This window comes from Pseudomonas sp. EpS/L25, from assembly GCF_001512295.1.
GTDB lineage: Bacteria > Pseudomonadota > Gammaproteobacteria > Pseudomonadales > Pseudomonadaceae > Chryseomonas.
Genome location: NZ_LNUP01000011.1, coordinates 329,646 through 347,974, shown reverse-complemented (window position 1 = coordinate 347,974; position 18,329 = coordinate 329,646). Strand labels below are relative to the sequence as shown.

The 18,329-nt window shown below is 66.9% G+C and carries 19 protein-coding genes; 7 read left to right on the top strand and 12 right to left on the bottom strand.

Features of this window, described 5'->3' with window-relative positions; all coding sequences use genetic code 11:
- Positions 1-4: 4 nt before the first annotated feature.
- The gene (gene pdxR / locus AR540_RS10680; protein WP_177339221.1) at positions 5-1,429 is read right to left on the bottom strand and encodes a MocR-like pyridoxine biosynthesis transcription factor PdxR; all 1,425 of its coding nucleotides are present in this window, start codon (positions 1,427-1,429) and stop codon (positions 5-7) included.
- 80 nt (positions 1,430-1,509) lie between these two features.
- Between pdxR and AR540_RS10675 the strand changes: the two genes are divergently transcribed.
- From AR540_RS10675 to AR540_RS10655, 5 genes are all read left to right on the top strand, one after another.
- The gene (locus AR540_RS10675; protein ID WP_059228722.1) at positions 1,510-2,142 is read left to right on the top strand and encodes an FMN-binding negative transcriptional regulator; all 633 of its coding nucleotides are present in this window, start codon (positions 1,510-1,512) and stop codon (positions 2,140-2,142) included.
- A 13-nt stretch (positions 2,143-2,155) separates the two neighbouring features.
- Complete coding sequence (locus tag AR540_RS10670; protein WP_059228720.1) at positions 2,156-2,605, top strand: GNAT family N-acetyltransferase; 450 nt, start codon at positions 2,156-2,158, stop codon at positions 2,603-2,605.
- Positions 2,602-3,267, top strand: a complete 666-nt coding sequence (locus AR540_RS10665) for a GNAT family N-acetyltransferase (RefSeq protein ID WP_059228718.1) — start codon at positions 2,602-2,604, stop codon at positions 3,265-3,267. The genes AR540_RS10670 and AR540_RS10665 overlap by 4 nt, the downstream gene beginning before the upstream one ends.
- Positions 3,268-3,333: 66 nt before the next feature.
- Positions 3,334-4,056 carry a response regulator transcription factor gene (locus AR540_RS10660; RefSeq protein ID WP_059228716.1) on the top strand — a complete coding sequence of 241 codons (723 nt, stop codon included), beginning with the start codon at positions 3,334-3,336 and terminating at the stop codon, positions 4,054-4,056.
- Positions 4,057-4,058: 2 nt separating this feature from the next.
- Positions 4,059-5,414: a sensor histidine kinase gene (locus AR540_RS10655; RefSeq protein ID WP_236712044.1), complete on the top strand. Its 1,356-nt coding sequence runs from the start codon at positions 4,059-4,061 to the stop codon at positions 5,412-5,414.
- A 137-nt stretch (positions 5,415-5,551) separates the two neighbouring features.
- On the opposite strand, the gene AR540_RS10650 is transcribed toward AR540_RS10655, so the two are convergent.
- The 9 genes from AR540_RS10650 to AR540_RS10615 all read right to left on the bottom strand — a co-directional run bounded on the left by AR540_RS10650 (position 5,552) and on the right by AR540_RS10615 (position 15,135).
- A complete protein-coding gene (locus tag AR540_RS10650) occupies positions 5,552-7,495 on the bottom strand; it encodes a TonB-dependent receptor domain-containing protein (protein WP_059228714.1) in 1,944 nt (647 codons plus the stop codon).
- 82 nt (positions 7,496-7,577) lie between these two features.
- Positions 7,578-8,012 carry a CBS domain-containing protein gene (locus AR540_RS10645; protein ID WP_059228712.1) on the bottom strand — a complete coding sequence of 145 codons (435 nt, stop codon included), beginning with the start codon at positions 8,010-8,012 and terminating at the stop codon, positions 7,578-7,580.
- A gap of 66 nt (positions 8,013-8,078) precedes the next feature.
- Positions 8,079-8,924 (bottom strand): metal ABC transporter permease, encoded by an 846-nt coding sequence (locus AR540_RS10640; RefSeq protein WP_059228709.1) that lies wholly within the window; start codon positions 8,922-8,924, stop codon positions 8,079-8,081.
- Positions 8,924-9,778, bottom strand: coding sequence for a metal ABC transporter permease (locus tag AR540_RS10635; protein WP_153014215.1), 855 nt, complete (start codon positions 9,776-9,778; stop codon positions 8,924-8,926). The genes AR540_RS10640 and AR540_RS10635 overlap by 1 nt, the downstream gene beginning before the upstream one ends.
- A complete protein-coding gene (locus AR540_RS10630; RefSeq protein WP_059228705.1) occupies positions 9,778-10,539 on the bottom strand; it encodes a metal ABC transporter ATP-binding protein in 762 nt (253 codons plus the stop codon). The genes AR540_RS10635 and AR540_RS10630 overlap by 1 nt, the downstream gene beginning before the upstream one ends.
- Positions 10,536-11,429: a metal ABC transporter substrate-binding protein gene (locus AR540_RS10625; protein ID WP_059228703.1), complete on the bottom strand. Its 894-nt coding sequence runs from the start codon at positions 11,427-11,429 to the stop codon at positions 10,536-10,538. Before AR540_RS10625 ends, AR540_RS10630 begins: the two co-directional genes overlap by 4 nt.
- Before the next feature lie 194 nt (positions 11,430-11,623).
- Positions 11,624-11,755, bottom strand: coding sequence for a hypothetical protein (locus AR540_RS26210; RefSeq protein ID WP_269085529.1), 132 nt, complete (start codon positions 11,753-11,755; stop codon positions 11,624-11,626).
- 148 nt (positions 11,756-11,903) lie between these two features.
- Positions 11,904-13,709: a sodium-extruding oxaloacetate decarboxylase subunit alpha gene (gene oadA / locus AR540_RS10620; protein WP_059228701.1), complete on the bottom strand. Its 1,806-nt coding sequence runs from the start codon at positions 13,707-13,709 to the stop codon at positions 11,904-11,906.
- A gap of 10 nt (positions 13,710-13,719) precedes the next feature.
- A complete protein-coding gene (locus AR540_RS10615) occupies positions 13,720-15,135 on the bottom strand; it encodes an acetyl-CoA carboxylase biotin carboxylase subunit (RefSeq protein ID WP_059228699.1) in 1,416 nt (471 codons plus the stop codon).
- A 137-nt stretch (positions 15,136-15,272) separates the two neighbouring features.
- Between AR540_RS10615 and AR540_RS10610 the strand changes: the two genes are divergently transcribed.
- Positions 15,273-16,247: a LysR family transcriptional regulator gene (locus tag AR540_RS10610; protein WP_059229723.1), complete on the top strand. Its 975-nt coding sequence runs from the start codon at positions 15,273-15,275 to the stop codon at positions 16,245-16,247.
- Here the strand turns inward: AR540_RS10610 and AR540_RS26055 are convergent.
- On the bottom strand, positions 16,177-16,398 hold the full coding sequence (locus tag AR540_RS26055) for a PA3496 family putative envelope integrity protein (RefSeq protein ID WP_082706973.1): 222 nt from the start codon (positions 16,396-16,398) through the stop codon (positions 16,177-16,179). The genes AR540_RS10610 and AR540_RS26055 overlap by 71 nt on opposite strands.
- 74 nt (positions 16,399-16,472) lie before the next feature.
- Positions 16,473-17,342: a transcriptional regulator HexR gene (gene hexR, locus AR540_RS10605; RefSeq protein ID WP_059228697.1), complete on the bottom strand. Its 870-nt coding sequence runs from the start codon at positions 17,340-17,342 to the stop codon at positions 16,473-16,475.
- Positions 17,343-17,686: 344 nt separating this feature from the next.
- On the opposite strand from hexR, the gene AR540_RS10600 reads away from it, so the two are divergent.
- Entirely contained in the window at positions 17,687-18,205 is a 519-nt protein-coding gene (locus AR540_RS10600; protein WP_059228695.1) for an Hcp family type VI secretion system effector, read from the top strand.
- Positions 18,206-18,329 lie beyond the last annotated feature (124 nt).

The following is an 18,329-nucleotide window of genomic DNA, read 5'->3' as shown; positions in this document are numbered from 1 at the left end:
CGACTCAAGTCCAGGCCCCCCGCAACCTCGCCAGCGCCTCGGCGATCCGCACCTCCGGCACCGCCGCAAAGCCCAGTACCAAACCAGCGCGGGTGTCGGGCGGAGTTGGGCCTTCGGGTAGCCAGTAGCGCGACAGGGGATTGAGCTCCACCTCGACCGCTGCCGCCTGGGCCACCAGCTCGGCTTCTCGGGCCAGGCTCGCCACCGGCAGGCAGAGGTGCAAGCCGGCCACCGGGACGTCCGGCGCGGCGCAGCCGGTGACCTGGGGCCAGCCGGCCAGCAGGGCATCGCGCCGACTGCGCGCGGCGCGTCTCATGCGGCGGATATGGCGCTGGAAATGGCCCTGCTCGATGAAGTCGGCCACGACCGTCTGGGTGGCGCTGTCCAGGTGGCGAATGCCGGCCCGTTGCAAGGCCAGCAGCGCCGGCACCAGCGCGGGCGGCGCCACCAGATAGCCCAGGCGCAGGCCGGGAAAAGCGATCTTGGAGAAGGTACCGACATAGAGCACCCGGCCATGGCGATCCAGCGCGGCCAGGGGCGCCAGCGGCGCGCCCTGGTAGCGATACTCGCCGTCGTAGTCGTCCTCGACGATCCAGCCGTCTGCCTGCCGCGCCCAGTCGAGCAGCGCCAGCCGCCTTGGCAGGGAGAGCACGGCGCCGGTGGGATACTGGTGCGAGGGCGTGACATAGACCAGCCGGCAGTCTCGCTGCTCGGCCAGTTGCTCGACCCTGAGCCCGGCGCCATCCACCGCGACCCCTTGCAAGCGCGCGCCACCGCTCTGCAGCGCCAGGCCCGCCGCGCGATAGCCTGGGTCTTCCATCGCCGCCAGGGCGCCAGGGGCCAGCAGCAGCCGGGCGCACAGTTCGATGGCCTGCTGCGCCCCGCTGGTGATGAGGATCTGCTCGGGCGCGCAGACCAGTCCCCGTGCTTGGCGCAGATAGGCACTCAGCAGCCGGCGTAGACGCGGCTCGCCGCCGGGCTCCCGATAGCCCAGCAGCGCCGCATCCGGCTGGCGCCAGAAGCGCTGCTGCAAGCGTGCCCAGGTGGCGAAGGGAAACAGGTCCACCGCCGGCAACCCGACGCGGAAGGCACGCGGCGCGCCAGGGGGGACGCTGGCAAGGGCCTGCGGCGCCGTCGGTACGGCGTCCGTCTGACGTGCCAGCGCCTGGGCCGTGCCGGCCACGTAGGTGCCATCGCCCAGATGACTATCGAGAAAGCCTTCGGCCAGCAGCTGTTCGTAGGCGGCGGTCACGGTGTTGCGCGAGATACCCAGCAATCGCGCCATTTCACGGCTGGCCGGCAGCCTTACCCCGGCCGCGAGTTCGCCGGCCAGGATGCGCCCGCGCAAGCCTTGATAGAGCTGGCGGGCCAGGCCCTGGCCCGGTTCCAGCAGCAGACCCGAGGGATCGAATCCCAGCATGATTGGCACCCTCGAAGTCGCAGGAAGTGGCTCTTACAGGGAGCCAAAGCCGACCTTAGCATGGTGAGACGCCGCTGGAGACCTCCCCCATGTACCCCAATCCCGCTTTCCGTCTCGACGACCTGCCCAGCCTGCATCGGCAGCTAGAGGCCCAGGCCCTGGCGCTGCTGGTCAGCCAGAGCGCCAGCGGTCCGCTGGTCAGCCACCTGCCCCTCTGGCTGGACCCAGACGAGGGCCCCTACGGCACCCTCTATGGCCATTTGGCACGCAGCAATCCCCAGGCCGCAGCGATGGTCGAGGATGGGCGGGTGCTGGCGGTTTTCCAGGGGCCGCAAGCCTATGTCAGCCCGGCCCTCTATCCGAGCAAGGCCGAGCACGGGCGGGTCGTCCCGACCTGGAACTACCAGGCGGTGCACGCCCGCGGCACGGTCGAGGTCTTCGATGACCCCGAGCGCCTGCTGCCCTTGCTGGAGCGCCTCACCGACCAGCACGAAGGCGGACGGTCCGTGCCCTGGCGGGTAGCGGATGCACCCACGGATTACCTGCAGGGCATGCTGCGCGCCATCCGCGGCCTGCGCCTGCCCATCGACCGTCTTCACGGCATCGCCAAACTCAGCCAGAACCGCAACGCCGCCGACCGCGAAGGCGTCCGCCGGGGCCTGGCCGCCAGTATCGATCCAAGCGCCCAGGCCCTTGCCGGACTGATGACCGCCCTATCCTGACCCCGGACCCCCCATGACCATTCGCCCTCTCACCCCGGCCGACCACGGCGTCTGGCACGACCTCTGGCAGGCCTATCTGGCCTTCTACGAGACCGTCCTCCCGGAAGCCACTTATGCCCGCACCTGGCAGCGCCTGCTCGACCCCAGCGAACCCATGCATGGCGCCCTGGCCTGGGAGGGTGATCGCGCCCTGGGGCTGGTGCATTTCATCTACCACCGCTCCTGCTGGACCGAAGCCGACTACTGCTACCTGCAGGATCTCTATGTCGCCGAGGGCCATCGCGGCGGCGGCCTGGGGCGCGCCCTGATCGAGCATGTCTACGCCCGTGCCGCGGCCGCTGGCTGCGATCGGGTGCACTGGCTGACCCAGGAAACCAACTACCCGGGGCGCCAGCTCTATGACCGCATCGCCGCCCGCTCCGGGTTCATCCAGTACCGCCACCTGTTGGGAGACCGCCCATGACCACCCTCGCCTGGACCCCTGCCCGCGTGCCCCAACCTCGCCTGCTGCCCGGGCACCATGTGCGCCTGGAGCCCCTCGATCCGGCGCGCCACGGTGCCGACCTCTGGCAAACCCTGCACGCCGACGACCCGGCGCTCTGGGACTTCCTGCCCTACGGCCCCTTCACCGAGCGGGTTGCCTTCGACGCCTGGCTGGCCAACCTGGCCCAGGGCCGCGATCCGCTGTTCTATGCGGTGGTGGACCCGCGTGACGGCCGCGCCCTGGGGCAACTCAGCCTGATGAGCATCGTCCCGGAGCACGGCAGCATCGAGATCGGCCACGTCGCCTTCGGTGGCCGCCTGCAGCGCACGCCCCTGGCCACCGAAGCCTTGTATCTGCTGATGCAGGAAGCCTTCGCCCTGGGCTATCGCCGACTGGAATGGAAATGCGACAACGCCAACGCCCGCTCGAAGCGAGCCGCCGAACGGTTGGGCCTGAGCTACGAAGGCCTTTTCCGCCAGCATCGGGTGGTCAAGGGCCGCAATCGCGACACTGCCTGGTTCAGCTTGCTGGACGGGGAATGGCCGCAGGTAAAGGCCGGCTTCGAACGTTGGCTGGCGGCGGACAACTTCGCGGCCGACGGGCGTCAACTCAGCGTCCTGGCAGTCGCATCCGGCAAATGAGAAGCAATACCAAGGACGGTGGCAAAGCGCTATCCTAGAGCGGTTGCTACCACCAGCCCGATCGCCGTGACCGCCATCCACGTCCTGCTCGTCGACGACCACCGCAAGCTGCGCGAACCCCTGGCCCTCTATCTGCGGCGCCAGGGTCTCGAAGCCACCACCGCGGCCGACGCCGCACGAATGCAGGCGCTGCTCGCCGAGCAGCGCTTCGACGTCATCGTCCTCGACGTGATGCTGCCGGACGGCGACGGCTTCAGCCTCTGCCGCGAGCTGCGCGAACGCAGCGCAACGCCAGTGATCCTGCTGACCGCCCGGGGCGAGGTGGACGACCGCGTACTCGGCCTGGAACAGGGCGCCGACGACTACCTGACCAAGCCCTTCGAGCCACGCGAACTGGTGGCGCGGATCCGTACCCTGCACCGGCGCTACCAGGCGACCGCCCCGGCGGTCCCGAGCGAGCCCGCACCCGCGGCAACCTATCGCTTCGCCGACTGGCACTACGTCCCCCTCACCCAATGCCTGTGCCACTCCGACGGCAGCGCCCGCCGCCTGGGCCAGGCCGAGGCCCGGCTGCTGCTGGCCTTCCTGCGTCAGCCCCAGGCCGTACTGCATCGTGATCGGCTACTGGCCCAGGTGCGAGCGCCCGATCGCGAGCTGGAAGACCGCTCCCTGGATCGCCAGGTCAGTCGCCTGCGGCTGCGCCTGGCCAGTGCATCCGGCGAGTCGCCCCTGCGTACCGTCTGGGGCCGCGGCTATCTGCTGGATTGTCCGGTAGAGGCGCTGGACTAGCCGTGGTCACGCCCTGGCGGAGCTGGTTGCAGGGCATCACGCCGCGCCTCTGCCTGCTGTTCTGCGCCACCCTGCTGCTGGCGCACGCCGCCGCGGCACTGGTGCTGCACCAGACCGGTTCGCTGGTCCACCCGTTGTCCTACGGCCAGGCCCTGGAGCGCCTGGCGGTCGCTCGGACAGCGGTCGACCGCCTGCCCGCGGCGCAGGCGGACGCCCTGCTGCGGGTGCTGGCCGAACCACCGGCGCGACTTTGGGTGGCCGCGACGCCCGAGGTGGCCCCCTTCCCCATGCTCACCGAAGAACGCCGCCTGGCCCGCGATCTGGCGCGGCGCCTGGGGCAACTCGAAGACGGCCTGGTGATGCAACTGGAAAGCACCGCCGGCGAGGCCGCCCGTGCCTCGCCGCTGACCGCCGCCGGCTGGGCGCCCCTGCAGCTGCGCAGTAGCCTGGCCCTGCCCGACGGCCGCTGGCTCAATGCCGTGCAGTATCCGGCGCGCAGCGATGGCTGGCTGACCGCCCTGGGCTGGTCGCTGCTACTGGGCGCCGTACCGGTGCTGCTGCTCGGCTGGCTGCTGATCGGGCAACTGGTGCGTCCGCTACGGCAACTCACCCGCGCCGCCGAGGGACTCAGCCGGGGCGAGCGCAGTCGCCTGGACGTCCGCCGGGGGCCGCGCGAGGCACGGGAGCTGGCGGCGGCCTTCGAGCTGATGCAGGAGCGGCTGCTGCGCCACCTGGACGACCGGGTGCGCATGCTGGCCGCCATCAGCCATGACTTCAATACCCCGCTGGCCGCGCTGCGGGTTCAGCTGGCCCTGCTGGAACCCTCGGCCGAACGGGACGATATGGAGGAAAGCCTGGGCGAGCTGGACGCCATGGTGCAGGAGACCCTGGATTTCATCCGTGGCGAGCGCCAGACCGAGGTCCACCAGGATATCGACCTGAGCGCCCTGCTGCAGGACTTGCGCGAGCGCTACCAGGCGCTGGACCAGCCGGTGACCTGGCCGGAGGACGGACCGTTCCCGCTCCGGGGTCGCCCACTGGCGCTCAAGCGTGCCCTGGGCAATCTGCTCGACAATGCCCTGCAACACGGCGGCAGCGCTACGCTCGAGCTGTCGCGTCCCGCGCCACAGCTACTCCGGCTAGACATCCTCGATGACGGTCCCGGCCTGCCGGAGGACCAGCTGGAACGGGTCTTCGAACCCTTCTACCGGCCTCCGGGCCAGGACTCCACCCGCGGGCTCGGCCTGGGCCTTGCCATCGCCCGGGCCTGCATCCTCGCCCATGGCGGCGAGCTGCAGCTGCACAACCGTCCAGAGGGCAGCCTGTGCGCGCGGGTGATCCTGCCGCTAGCGATTTGATTTAGATCAGCCCAACCAAAATCGCGGCCATGGGCCGCTCCTACAAGGGTCGGATGCGCCTGTAGGAGCGGCCCATGGCCGCGATCAAGGGGTTACGTCAAAGGACAGTTGCTCAGCTAAACCCAACACTCATCCAGTTAGAAACTCATAGTCGCACTCACCCACAGATGCCGGCCGTAGTTCACCGTGCCATAGGTCTCGTCGTCCAGGCGGCGGTCGTTCAGGTTGCGGATCGCCGCATTGAAGCTCAGGTTGCGCGTCGCCACGAAGCCGCCGCCAACGTCCCAGGTGGTGTAGGCCGGCGCCGCTTCGGCAGTCAGGGTGGCGTCGTACTCCTCGCCGTAGTAGTCCAGCGCCGTCCACAGGTTGAGCCGGTCCGTCAGGGTCCAGTCCAGGCGCAGATTGGCCTTGCGCTCGGGGGTCAGCGACAGGGGCGCACCCTTGTTGGGGCCGCTACGCTGCTCGGAGTCCAGGTAGGTGAAGTTGCCGCCCAGGCGCAGGGCCTTGGTGATGTCCCAACCGCCGCTCAGCTCCACGCCACGGATCACCGCCTCGTCGACGTTGATGCGATCCATGCGGATATAGCCGTTCCAGCGCTCGGTGGTGGTGACGGTGGAGAGCTTGTCCTGGAAGTCGTTGTAGAACAGCGTCGCCGCGGCCTCGAGGTTGCGGCGGTTGGACCAGAGCGCCGCCACCTCGTAGTTGGTGCTGGTTTCCGGCTTGAGGTCCGGGTTGCCGAGCATGACGAAGCGATTGCGCCGCAGATAGGCGTAGCCGGGCACCACGGCGCGGATCTCCGGTGCCTTGAAGCCACGCGAGACGCCGCCCTTGAAGGTCCACTGGGGCGTGGCGTGCCAGACGCCATAGAGCCGCGGGCTCCAGTGCTTGCCGTACTGTTCGTGGTCGTCGAGGCGCAGCCCGCCGGTGAGGGCGAAGCTGTCGGTGATGGCCCACTCGTCCTCGGCGAACAGCGCCCGCTGGGTCACCGAGAAGGAGTACTGGCGACGGTCGTTCAGCCCCTGGTTCCAGTCCTGCACCTCGCCGTGGTTGTACTGCAGACCGGTGGTGAGCAGGTGATCGTCCAGCGGGGTCACCAGCTTGGCATCCAGTACGGTGTTGTTCACCTGCGGCTTGCGTCCGAAGACGTCGGTCTGCGCCGGCGTGGCCAGGCCTTCACGCGAGGTTTCCTCGTGCGCCAGGGAGACGTCCGAGCGCATCCCGCCCTGCCAGTGCCCGGTATGGCTCACCGACCAGTGATCGCGGTCGTTGTCCTGCTGGCGGGTGGCCCAGTCATTGCTCAGGCCATCGCCATTGCGCAGGCGCGTCTGGCCGGCTTCCAGCAGGATCTCGTGATCCTCGTTCGGGGTGAACACCAGGCGCCCGGTCAGGTCGCGGTGGCGCGCCTTGCTGAAACCCCGGGTCTGCTGGACGTCGTCGTCGGCCTGGCGATCCAGGTAGCGGCCCCAGAGTTGCAGGCCGAGCAGGTCGGCATGCAGCGGACCGCCGAGGAAGAACTGGCCCTGCCGCGAATTGCCCTGCTCCTTGTGCTGCTGGGCGATATAGTCGGTGGTCAGGGAGCCATGCCACTGCGCGACATTCTTCTTGGTGATGATGTTGATCACCCCACCGATGGCATCGGAGCCATATAGCGACGACATCGGCCCGCGCACCACTTCGATCCGCTCGATGGCGGCCGCTGGCGGAATGAAGCTCTGCTCGTAGCCGCGGTTGCCGTTGACCCGCGACTCCCGGGCGCTCTGGCGCTTGCCGTCGACCAGGATCAGGGTGTAATCACCAGGCATGCCGCGGATGGAGATATCGGTCTCGTTGGCCGAACCGTTGACCACCACGCCCTCGACGTCGCGCAGGGCATCGCCCAGGTCACGGATCGGACGCTTGCGCAGGGTTTCGGCATCGATCACCGTGACCGACGCCGGGGCGTCCTCCAGCCGCTGTTCGAAGCCGGATGCGGTGACCACCGTGGTATCGAGTTCAGTGATCTCCTCGGCGCCGGCCGCCAGGCTGGCCAGCGCCAGGCCCAGAGCCAAAGGTGTGAGGATGAACGGGTGCGACCTTGCCATACAACGTGCCCTCCAGACGAGAAAGGACACGGATGGTAATGATTGTCGTTACGGAATTTGGGACAGGTTGAGACAGCCGCCTTCACTCGCCGCGGATGTAGCCTTCCAGCTGGCGGATCAGCGCGGCCTGTTCGACCATGATTTCCTTGACCAGGTCACCAATGGACAGCAGGCCGATCAGTTGGCCGTTCCCCATTACCGGTAGGTGACGCAGGCGATGTTCGGTCATCAGCGCCAGGCACTCGGCGACACTCTGCGACGGCAGGATGATGATCACCGCGGCGGTCATGATGGCGCTCACCGGGGTGGCGTAGGAGGAACGCCCCTGCAGCACCATCTTGCGGGCGTAGTCACGCTCGCTGACGATGCCCACCAATTCGCCACCGCGCATCACCGGCAGTGCCCCGACGTTCTTGTCGGCCATCAGTTGCAGCGCTTCGAGCACCGAGGCTTCCGGCGTGGTGGTGTAGACGTCCTGCTGGGCTTTGGCGGCGAGTAACTGGGCAACGGTTTTCATGATGGTTCTCCTGAGGGAAGGCGAGCGTGACCGGGAGCGCCTGGCCAGGCCAGTCAACCGATTACATCAGGCCGATTGAACGCCCTTATCGCCCGAGCGACGTCCATCCCGCCACAGGCGCCATGCCAGGGCGAGCAGGAAGCCGGCGGTCAGCAACACCACCATGGTCGGCGCCGGTGCGCTGTCCCAGGCCAGGCTCAGCAGCACGCCGCCCAGGGCCGCCGTCACCGCCAGCGCCGTGGCTACCAGCAGCATCATGCCAAAGGAGCGGGTGAGCAGAAAGGCCGTTGCCCCCGGGGCGATCAGCAATGCCACCACCGGTACCATGCCCACGGCCTGCAGGGCGCCGACCACGGTCAGGGCGATGAGGCCGAGCAGGCCGTAGTGCAGCAGGTCCACCCGCAGTCCCAGCGCCCGCGCCTGGGCGGCATCGAAGGCCAGCACCAGCAGATCGCGCCAGCGGCAGACGAGGACCAGCACCACCACGGCCGCGATCACCACCATCTGCCAGAAGGCTTCTGGAGTGACCCCCAGCAGATCGCCGAGCAGGATGTGGTCCAGGTGCAATTCGGTAGGCAGCCTGGCGTGCAGCACCAGGCCCAGGCCGAACATCCCGGAAAAGACCACGCCCATCAGGGTGTCCTGCTTTACCCGGCTGTGGCGCCTGAGATAGCCGGTCGCCAGGGCGCAGCCCAGCCCGGCGATGAAGGCACCCGCCACCAGCGGTGCGCCCAGCGCCGAAGCCAGCACCAGGCCGGGAAACACCGCGTGGGCGATGGCATCGCCCAGCAACGCCCAGCCCCTGAGCACCAGGAAACACGACAACAGCGCCGTCGGGATCGCTACCAGCACGGCCATCAGCAGCGCCTGGCGCATGAAGTCGACCTCGACGGTCAGCCGCAACCAGTCCATCAGCCCGCCTCCGCCGTCTGCCGCGCCCGCCGGCGGTTGGCCAGCAGGCCGTGACGCGGCGCCAGGACGAAGGCCAGCAGGAAGATTAGGGTCTGCAAGACCACCACGCAGCCACCGGTGGCGCCGTCGAGGAAGTAGCTGAGATAGGTGCCCAGCAGTCCGCTGCCGACCCCAATGGCCACACTGATCAGCACCACCCGCGAGAAGCGATCACTGAGCAGATAGGCCGTCGCCCCCGGCGTCACTACCAGGGCGATGACCAGAAAGGCGCCCACCGTCTGCATGGCCGCCACGGTGCTCAGCGCCAGCAGGGTAAAGAACAGCAGCTTGTAGCCGGTGGGATTGAGGCCGCAGGCGCGCGCCTGGCCCTCGTCGAAGAACACCAGCAGCAGGTCGCGCCACTTCAGCAGCAAAACCAGCAGGGAGATGGCGGCGATGATCAGCAGCTGGCGACTGGCCTCGGGGGTGATGGCCAGGATGTTGCCGAAGACGATGGTCTGGATGTCCACCGCGACCGGCGCCAACGAGACGAGGAACAGCCCGCCACCGAAGAAGGCGCTGAAGATCAGGCCGATGATGACGTCTTCCTTGAGCCGCGTGTACTGCCGTAGGCCGAGCATGGCCCCGGCCGCCGCGCCGCCGGCGAGAAAGGCGCCGAGGGCCAGCGGCAGGCCGAGCAGATAGGCGCCGGCCACGCCAGGCACCACGGCATGGGACAGGGCATCGCCGATCAGCGACCAGCCCTTGAGCATCAGGTAGGCGGAAAGGAAGGCGCACAGTCCGCCCACCAGCGCCGCTGCGCCCAGGGCGTTTCTCATGTAGCCGTAGGCCAGGGGTTCCAGCAGCCCTTCCATCAGGCACGCTCCCGGCGCCGCGGCGCCGCCTGGCCAGCCTCGAACAGGCGCAGGGCGCCGCCAAAGGTGCGTTCCAGGTTCTCGCGGGTAAAGACCTCGGCCGTCGGCCCCTGGGCCAGCACGGTGCGATCGAGCAATACGGTGCGGTCGCAGAAGCGCTCGATGCTGGCCAGATCATGGGTCGACACCAGCATCGAACGCCCTTCGGCGCGCAGGGCCTGGAGCAATTCGATGATGGCGCGCTCGGAGGTGGCGTCCACCCCGGTGAAGGGTTCGTCCAGCAGGATCACCCGGCTGTTCTGGGCCAGGGCGCGCGCGAGGAAGACCCGCTTCTTCTGGCCACCGGAAAGTTCGCCGATCTGCCGCTTGCGCAACTCGGTCAGCCCTACCCGGGCCAGGGCGGCGCCCACCGCCTGGTGATCGGCGGCGCGGGCCAGGCGCAGGAAATTCATCCGGCCATAGCGGCCCATGAGCACCACGTCTTCCACCCGCACCGGAAAGTCCCAGTCCACGTCTTCGCTCTGGGGCACGTAGGCGACCAGGTTGCGCTTGAGCGCCTGCGCCACCGGCAGGTCATCGACCCGTACCTGGCCGCTGCGCAGGGGCACGAAGCCCATGATCGCCTTGAACAGGGTGGACTTGCCGCTGCCATTGACCCCCACCAGGGCGGTGATGGAACCGCCAGGCACCACCAGGCTGGCGTCGCACAGGGCGGTGTGGCCATTGCGATAGGTCACGCTGACCCCGTCGAGGGCGATCATGGCGCCAGCCCCTTGACCAGGGTTTCGGTAGTGACCCGCAGCAGGTCGAGATAGGTGGGCACCGGCCCATCGGCGGCGCTCAGGGAATCCACATAGAGCACTCCGCCATAGCGGGCGCCGCTCTCCCGCGCCACCTGCTCGGCCGGCGCGGCGGAAACGGTACTCTCGCTGAACACCGCCGGAATCCGCTCGGCGCGCACCGTCTCGATCACCCGGCGGACCTGCTGCGGCGTGCCCTGGGCATCGGCGTTGATCGGCCAGAGATAGAGCTCCTTGAGCCCCAGGTCGCGGGCCAGGTAGCTGAAGGCACCCTCGCTGGACACCAGCCAGCGGCGCTGTTCGGGAATCGCCCGCAATTGCTGGCGCAGAGGGTCGAGGGTGGTCGTGATGCGTGCCTTGTAGGCCTCGGCGTTACGCCGGTAGGTCTCGGCATTGGCCGGATCGTGCTGCACCAGGGCCTCGCGGATGTTGTCGACGTAGACCAGCGCTGCCTGCGGCGACATCCAGGCATGGGGATTGGGCTTGCCGGCATAGGGGCCCTGGGCGATGGCGATGGGCGCGACGCCCTGGGAAACCACCGCACTGGGCACGTCCTTCATGCGGCTGAAGAAGCGCTCGAACCAGAGCTCCAGATTCAGGCCGTTCCACAGCACCAGTTGGGCATCGCGCGTCTTGAGCAGATCGCCCGGGGTGGGCTGGTAGTTGTGGATCTCGGCGCCGGGCTTGGTGATGGATTCCACCTGGGCGGCATCCCCCGCCACGTTGCTCGCCATGTCGGCGATCACCGTGAAGGTGGTAACCACCTTGAACGGCTCGGCGGCCTGGGCGGCATTGCCGAGCAACAACCCCAGCAGTCCCGCCAGCGCCCAGCGTCTCGTCTTCTTCAGCATCTGCCGCCCCACGAATTCATAGCCTTGGCTATATTAGATAGCACAACCTATCGAACGTGCACCGGGACTTTGTAACCTTGGATGAAGAGGGCGAATGAAGGAGACAAGTAGAGGAAAAGCGCCTCGGCCAGGACGCAACGGAGGCGCTGATGAGCGGCGCAGAGGCGCAGCGGTCTCCGCCAGATCAGCAGGGATCAGTGAGCAGTGTGGGCCGACAGATCGCGCGAGCGCTCGGGCTGCACAGCCAGCGGGCGACGTTCGACGGGCTGGTCCAGCAGCTTGTCCAGCAGGCCACGCAGGGCGCGTCTTTTGAGATCTTTCAGCATCGCGAATCCTCCCGGGATCGTTATAGCCTTGGCTATATTAAATAGCAGACCCTATCGAAAGGTGTTAGTGCTTTTTATCAATCGAATGGATAGCGAATGCCCATAAAAAAAGGGGGCCTATCGGCCCCCAAGGGAAATCGAAGTGATCTCAGCCTTCGATTTCGATCAACACCTCGCCCGGATTGACCCGATCGCCCTTGGCCACCCGCACCGCGGTGACGGTACCGGCGATGGGGGACTGGATCTCGGTCTCCATCTTCATGGCTTCGGTGACCAGCACGCCCTGCCCGGCCTTGACCTGGTCGCCCTCCTTGACCAGCACCTCGACGATGTTGCCCGGCATGGTGGTGCTGACGTCGCCCGACCGCTCCGCCTGGCGCCGCCGCTGCCCACCCTCGGCGACGAAGTCGCCACTGGCTTCGAACACCACCTCTTCCGGCACCCCGTCGATGGACAGGTAGAAGTGCCGCTTGCCCTCGCTCTTGAGGCCGATGCCGGTGATGTCCACCTGGTAGGTCTCGCCGTGCACGTCGACGCTGAAGGCGGTCGGCACGCCCTGGCCGCCCACCGCCGCCACGCCATCGGCCGACGGCACGGGCAGCAGGGCTTCCGGCACCAGGGTGCCGGCGGCGCGCTCTTCGAGGAACTTGCGCCCGATGTCGGGGAACATGGCGAAGGTCATCACGTCCTCTTCGCGCTTGGCCAGGTCACCGATCTCGGCGCGCAGCCGTGCCAGCTCGGGGCTGAGCAGATCGGCCGGACGCACCTCGATCACCTCTTCCTGGCCGATGGCCTGCTTGCGCAGCTGCTCGCAGATGGCGCCCGGCGCCTTGCCGTAGCGACCCTGCAGATAGAGCTTCACCTCGTTGGTGATGGTCTTGTAGCGCTCGCCGGCCAGCACGTTGAAGAAGGCCTGGGTACCGACGATCTGCGAGGTCGGGGTCACCAGGGGCGGATAGCCCAGGTCCTGGCGCACCCGCGGGATCTCTTCCAGCACCTCGTTCATGCGATTGAGGGCGCCCTGCTCGCGCAACTGGTTGGCCAGGTTGGAGATCATGCCGCCCGGCACCTGGTTGACCTGCACCCGGGTGTCGACCCCGGTGAATTCGCTCTCGAACTGGTGGTACTTCTTGCGCACCGCATGGAAGTACAGGCCGATCTCCTGCAGCAGTTCCAGATCCAGCCCGGTGTCGTAGGGGGTATCACGCAGGGCGGCGACCATGGATTCGGTGCCCGGATGGCTGGTACCCCAGGCCAGGCTGGAGATGGCCGTGTCGATGCGGTCGGCGCCGTTCTCCACCGCCTTGAGCTGGCACATGGCGGCCACCCCGGCGGTGTCGTGGGAGTGCACCACCACATCGAGGCTCAGGGCCTCCTTGAGCGCCTTGACCAGCTCGCCGGTGGCATAGGGCGTGAGCAAGCCGGCCATGTCCTTGATGGCGATGGAATCCACGCCCAGGTCGGCCATGCGCCTGGCCTGGTCGACGAAGGCGCTCACGGTGTGCACCGGGCTGGTGGTGTAGCAGAGGGTGCCCTGGGCGTGCTTGCCGCTGGCCTTGACCGCACGGATGGCGGTCTCCAGGTTACGCACATCGTTCATGGCATCGAAGATGCGAAAGACGTCGATGCCATTGGCCGCGGCCCGCTCGACGAAGGCCTCGACCACATCGTCGCTGTAGTGCCGGTAGCCGAGCAGATTCTGGCCGCGCAGGAGCATCTGCAGACGGGTATTCGGCAGCGCCTGGCGCAGCTGGCGCAGGCGCTCCCAGGGATCTTCCTTGAGGAAGCGCACGCAGGCGTCGAAGGTCGCCCCGCCCCAGACTTCCAGCGACCAGTAGCCGACCTGGTCGAGCTTGGCGCAGATCGGCAGCATGTCTTCGGTGCGCATGCGGGTCGCCAGCAGCGATTGGTGGGCGTCGCGCAGGATGGTGTCGGTGATCTGGATGCTTTTCATTGTTCTGTCCTTACAGACCGGCATGGGCGGCGATGGCGGCGGCGATGGCGATGGCCAGGTGCGTCGGATTGCGCTTGATCGAGTACTGGGTCAGCTCCGGATGGCTTTCCACGAAGCTGGTGTTGAAGCGCCCGCTGCGAAATTCCGCATCACGCAGGATGGCTTCGTAATAGGGCGCGGTGGTCTTCACCCCCTGCACGCGCATGTCGTCCAGGGCGCGCAGGCCACGATCCATGGCTTCTTCCCAGGTCAGCGCCCAGACGATCAGCTTGAGGCACATGGAGTCGTAGTACGGCGGGATCACATAGCCGGTGTAGATGGCGGTGTCGGTGCGCACCCCCGGTCCGCCCGGGGCGTAGTAGCGGGTGATCTTGCCGAAGCTCGGCAGGAAGTTGTTCTTCGGGTCTTCGGCGTTGATGCGGAACTGCAGGGCGAAACCGCGGTGCAGAACATCTTCCTGGGCGAAGGACAGCGGCAGGCCGGAAGCGATGCGGATCTGCTCGCGAACGATGTCGATGCCGGTGATCTCCTCGGTGATGGTGTGCTCCACCTGCACCCGGGTGTTCATCTCCATGAAATACACCTCGCCCTCGGCGAGCAGGAATTCCACGGTACCGGCGTTCTCGTAGCCCACCGCCTTGGCCGCGCGTACCGCCAGGTCGCCGATGTAGGCGCGCTGCTCGGGGGTGAGCTGGGGGCTGGGCGCGATCTCGATCAGCTTCTGGTTACGCCGCTGGATGGAACAGTCGCGCTCGAACAGGTGCACGGTGTTGCCGTGACTGTCGGCGAGGATCTGCGCCTCGATGTGCTTGGGATTGACAATGCACTTCTCGAGGAACACTTCGGCCGAGCCGAAGGCCTTGGTCGCCTCGGAGATCACCCGCGGATAGGCCTGTTCCAGCTCCTCGCGGGAGTTGCAGCGGCGGATACCGCGACCGCCTCCACCGGAGGTGGCCTTGAGCATCACCGGGTAGCCGATGCGATCGCCTTCGCGCAGGGCTTCGGCGAGATCCGCCACGTTGCCTTCGGTGCCCGGGGTGCAGGGTACGCCGGCGGCGATCATGCTGCGTCGAGCCTCGGTCTTGTCACCCATGCGGCGGATGACCTCGGCGGACGGCCCGATGAAGCGAATGCCACGCTGGGCGCAGATTTCCGCCAGCTCGGCGTTCTCGGAGAGGAAGCCATAGCCGGGATGCAGGGCATCGCAGCCGGTTTCCACGGCGAGGTTCACCAGCTTGCGCGGATTGAGATAACCCTCGAGCGGATCGCTGCCGATCCCATGGGCTTCATCGGCACGTTTCACGTGGAGCGCCTGACGATCGGCGTCGGAGTAGACCGCTACCGAGCGGATGCCCATCTCGGCACAGGCCCGCACGATGCGGACCGCGATCTCGCCCCGGTTGGCGATGAGTATCTTCTTGATCACACCTGGCTCCTTGTCTGCTGCGGTTTGCAGCCCTTGTTATTGCCGGTGATTCGAAGCTACGCCAGGGTCTCTCTTATGGAAAATAAATAATTGTTGGATACTTCATAAGGAATCACTTATGGATCTCGTCGATGCCCATGCGCAAGCCACTGATGCGGCTCACCTTTCGCCAATTGCAGGTGTTCGAGGCCGTCTGCGAGGCGCGCTCCTACAGTCGCGCGGCCGACATCATGGCGCTGACCCAGCCGGCGGTGAGCCTGCAGGTACGCCAGCTCGAAGAGGTGGTGGGCGCCGCGCTGTTCAACTACGTCAATCGCACCCTTTACCTCACCGAGGCCGGCGAGGCCCTGCGCCAGACCGGTCGCGATCTCTTCGCCCGGCTGGGCAGCCTGGACATGCAGCTGTCGAACCTGCGCGGGGCCCTGCACGGCCAGCTGCGGCTGGGGGTGGAGAGCAGCGCCCAATACCTGGCGCCCCACCTGTTCAGCCAGTTCCGCAGCAGCCATCCCCAGGTCGACCTGGCGCTGACCGTGGGCAACCATGCCCGGGTGCTGCGGCGATTGACGGAGAATCGCGAGGACGTGGCGCTGATGTCCGGAGTGCCAAGCAACGCGGACCTGGAGTTCCTGCCGCTGCTGGACAATGCCATCGTCGCCGTGGCGCGTCCGGGCCATGTCCTGGCCGGACGCAACGGTCTCAGTCTGCGCGACCTGACGGCCTATCCGCTGCTGGTACGCGAAGTCGGCTCAGGCACGCGCCAGGCCTGCGAGGACTATCTCAAGCAGAAACGTGCCCACTTCGCCGAGCAACTGGAGATCGGCGCCTTCGAGGCGCAACGCGAAGCGGTCCGTGCCGGCCTCGGCCTGGCGCTGCTGCCGCGCCAGGCCATTCGCAGCGATCTCGCCGCCGGCAGCCTGGTGGAGCTGGAAGTCGCCGAGTTGCCGCTGCGGCGCTCCTGGTGCGTGGTCCATTCGCGCGGCAAGCCGCTGTCGCCGGTGGCCCGGGCCTTCGTCGACTATCTGCGCAGTCAGCGCAGCCTGATCAATGCGTTAGGTATTGCGCTGGAACCTGCTGTCGGCGCTGGGCCTGGCGCTCGTCCAGCAGCTGATTGAGAAACAGCAGCTCATCGAGCTCGACCGCGAGGCGCTGTTCTTCGGCGCGGGCTTCGATGGCGCGGCGAAACTTCATCCGCCGTTGATCCTGTAGCTTTCTGCGAGTCTTGCTGTCGAGACGAAGGCTGGATTCCTGGACGAGAGCGGTCATGCCTATTCCTCCGGGCTGGGATCGGAATGGGCAGCTTCCCCCTTGCAGGTGACCGTTTGGCGACAGTAAGACGACTATTGGGTGTCGCTGTGCTTGGTCGACTTCGACGACAGCCGCAGGCTGCGCAGACTGCGCTTGACGCCCTTGAGATGTTCGACCAGTGCCGGCCCGCGCGACATGGCCACGCCCATGGCCAGGACATCGATCACCACCAGGTGGGCGATGCGCGAGGTCAGGGGCACATAGATGTCGGTGTCCTCGTGCACGTCGATGGCGATGTTCACCGTGGCCAGGTCGGCCAGCGGCGTCTGCCCCGGGCAGATGGTGATCAGCGCGGCGCCGTTGTCACGAACCAGATTGGCGGTGATCAACAGGTCCTTGGAGCGCCCCGACTGGGAGATGCAGATGGCGGCGTCGGAAGGCGTCAGGGTCGCCGCCGACATGGCCTGCATGTGCGGATCGGAATAGGCGGTAGCGCTCAATTGCAGGCGAAAGAACTTGTGCTGGGCGTCGTTGGCCACCGAACCCGAGGCACCGAAGCCGTAGAACATCACCCGCTGCGCCCTGGCGATGGCCTCGATGGCCGTCTCCAGCGCCCGCATGTCCAGCCGCTCGCGCACGTCCATCAGGGTATGCAGGGTGGTGTCGAAGATCTTCAGGCTGAAGTCCTCCACCGCATCGTTCTCATGGATGGCGAACTGGCCGAAACTGGCCCCCGCCGCCAGGCTCTGCGCCAGGCGCAGCTTGAGATCCTGGAAGCCATCGCAACCGATGGCGCGGCAGAAGCGCACGATGGTGGGCTCGCTCACGCCGACGTTATGGGCCAGATCGGCCATGGAGCTGTGCATGACCGCTGCCGGATCCACCATCACCTGCTCGGCGACCTTGAGCTCCGACTTGCGCAGCAGGTGGCGGGATTGAGCAATGTGTTGCATGAGGTTCACAGGCGTATCTCGTCTAGCAGAGGGGATGTAGTGCGTGGCACTTATACTACATAACGTCTGCCAAGGCTCTTGCTCATTACGATTCAGCACGGCCGCACGGGGCGTCGCGCCAGGCTTTGCGTAGCCTTCGCCAGGCCGGACTACCGACCGCAGGACAACTTTTTTCCAGCCGCGCGCAAGCTTCTGCGCAACTCCTTGAGCACCCGCGCACAGTCGCCCTGCCCTGACGCCGCGTATTTTCTCCAAGTCGCTGATTGAAAAGGATTTTCATTAGCTGGCATGGCGTTTGTTCGGTAACGGGTCACCCGGGCCATGAAGCCCATCAACCAGGCAAGGAGAGCATCATGCCAACACCCGCGTATCTGTCCCTCGAAGGCACCAAGCAAGGCCTGATCACCGCCGGCACCTTCACCGAGGATTCGGTCGGCAACATCTTCCAGGAAGGTCACGAAGACCAGATCCTGGTCCAGGCCTTCAACCACCAGGTGATCATCCCGCGCGATCCCCAGTCCGGCCAGCCCACCGGCCAGCGCGTGCACAAGCCGCTGATGATCACCAAGGTCTTCGACAAGGCCTCGCCGCTGATCTTCAACGCCCTGACCTCCGGCGAACGCCTGAACAAGTGCCGCCTGGAGTGGTACCGCACCTCGGCCACCGGCACCCAGGAGCATTACTTCACCATCGAACTGGAAGACGCCATCATCGTCGACGTCCAGTCGCGCATGCCCAACTGCCAGGACCCGAGCATGGCCCACTTCACCCACCTGGAAGACGTCTACTTCACCTACCGCAAGATCGTCTGGACCCACGAAGTCTCCGGTACCTCCGGCTCCGACGACTGGCGTTCGCCGATCGCTGCCTGATAGCGCGCCCGCGGCCGTCCTGCTTCAGCCTCCGTCCAGCCTGCTGGACGGAGATTCAAAGACCCTGCCCTACCCCTCCCATCCGTCTGGTTTGGCGCTCCTTTCCCCGCGTCGGTAGAATGCG